Source organism: Paenibacillus sp. P4_A7 (genome assembly GCF_056402455.1).
Genome location: NZ_JBFUHJ010000703.1, coordinates 1 through 1,851 on the forward strand (window position 1 = coordinate 1; position 1,851 = coordinate 1,851).

General features: G+C 41.7%; 3 protein-coding genes and 1 pseudogene. All 4 read left to right on the plus strand.

All coding sequences use genetic code 11. The features are described from left to right. The coding region (locus AC1DWN_RS33145) for an amidohydrolase family protein (RefSeq protein WP_477563087.1) at positions 1 to 355 on the plus strand (355 nt) is incomplete at its 5' end. Positions 356 to 387: 32 nt separating this feature from the next. Next, positions 388 to 888 (plus strand): cell wall elongation regulator TseB-like domain-containing protein, encoded by a 501-nt coding sequence (locus AC1DWN_RS33150; protein ID WP_477563088.1) that lies wholly within the window; start codon positions 388 to 390, stop codon positions 886 to 888. 121 nt (positions 889 to 1,009) lie between these two features. Next, positions 1,010 to 1,555, plus strand: coding sequence for a hypothetical protein (locus tag AC1DWN_RS33155; RefSeq protein ID WP_477563089.1), 546 nt, complete (start codon positions 1,010 to 1,012; stop codon positions 1,553 to 1,555). After that, positions 1,548 to 1,851 (plus strand): annotated as a pseudogene (locus AC1DWN_RS33160) (ATPase); the annotation flags it as partial. The gene AC1DWN_RS33155 and the pseudogene AC1DWN_RS33160, both read left to right, overlap by 8 nt.

Consider the following 1,851-nt stretch of genomic DNA (forward strand, 5'->3'; position numbering starts at 1 on the left):
TTTCACCGCATTGCTTCATAAAGGAGTGTCTGGCGATCCTACAGTGATTCCAGCAATAGAAGCTTTGAAGATGGGTACGACTTATGGCGCTCGCGCTATTTGGAAGCAAAACGAAATAGGCAGCTTGCGCGTCGGCATGAAAGCTGATTTTATTGCAATAGATCTGGATCAGCCACATTTCTATCCGCTAACGGATATTGTATCTCATCTTGTTTATTCCGGCTCAGGCCGTGATGTGAAGCATGTATGGATTGATGGACGCCAAGTTTTACGCAATGGTGAATGTACTTGGATGGATGAGGAGAAAATTCGATTTGAAGCGCAGGCTAGCTTTGATCGTTTACTTCAAGCCTAATGCGAGCGTCAGCACGGAAAAGTCCACGATTCATGTCAACGCAGCGATGGGTATTCGTTATAGTAGCCAGTTTGCTTCTATTACTAACGGGATTCGGTATATACTTTCGCGATATTCAGATATCAAAATGGTCAGAATCGAGTGAAATAAAAGAGCAAGCGATTGAGGCTGCTGAGCTCGCGAGCGTTGAGAAAGTCTACAAGCATGTATGGAAAACAGAAAGCTGGATTGTAGAGGGCATTAATCAGGCAGAAGAAGATGTTTTTGTATGGATTATTAAAGATGAGCAACCCAAAATCATTAAAGCTACAGATGCTATAACTTCAAGAGCATTAGCAGGGGTATTCGCTGCTGAACACTCCGGAGCAGAGGTAAAGCGGATTCAGCCTGGACTGCTTGATGACGAACCGGTCTGGGAAGTTTACTATAAAGCTAATGATGCTGGTAAGGCTTATTATTACTATGCCTTTTATACTTTTGGAAGCGGAAATTTCATTGATGAATATAAATTGCCAGCAAAAACGGAGCCGTGAGGCTCCGTTTCCTGTTTTTACAATGCCCGCATAGTTGTATGATGTGATATACTAACGTATAGAAAAACTGATATACGGAATATACACTAAATACAAATAAAAGCTGCGGAGGCGATTTATTTTGATGATAAAGAAACCACGCGTCATTCCTATTATTATTACAGCAGCCATTGCCGCATCCTTATTATTTGGTGGCTGGTCCATTTATAATCAAGTTGCAGTTGCTGCTCCTTTGGAGCAAGCTGTGAAAGAAATAGATAATGTCGTAAAGGCGTCGAAGCCTGTCATGACTCGTGAACAGGTTAGGATAGAGCTTGAATTAGCGCCGAATGCAAATATAAGAACGATATATGAAACGATTTCCAAAAATGGCAAGGATGTATTTGGAGACCGAGAGCTTGTGCTACAATTTCAGACAAAGCCTAATGAACAATTAGATGAAATTTGGTATGCTTCATTATTTGAGATTGCAGAAGCAATGGAAACAAAGTCATATTCGGATATCCCAAATGCAATGAGTGAAGCCATCAAACCATATAAAGGCGTTACGGTTACGACCGAGATGGATGACAAAAATGTATACATCACTTTGAAAAATGAACAATCTGTCAAGTATGTCGTGCTTCCGCGTACGCCTGCTCAATTGGAGGTGTGGACAAATGCGTAAATACTGGACTGAAATCATAATTGGTTTTGTACCTATTTTATTAGTGTTTTTAATTTTTATTGAAGTAAATGTGTTGCCAGTGCTGCTTATTGGTATTTTAGTATTTGTTGTTGCCTTTGCTACACGTGGTAGAGGGAAGCTAACTGCGCTGCCAAGCCAAAAGCGACGCTCCGAAACACAATCTGCTCCATTGTCCTTCGATCAGATCGGAGGTCAGGAGCGGGCCAAACAGGAGCTTGTAGAAGCACTTGATTTTCTCGTGCGCCGAGAAGAAATCGCAAAGCTGGGTATACGTC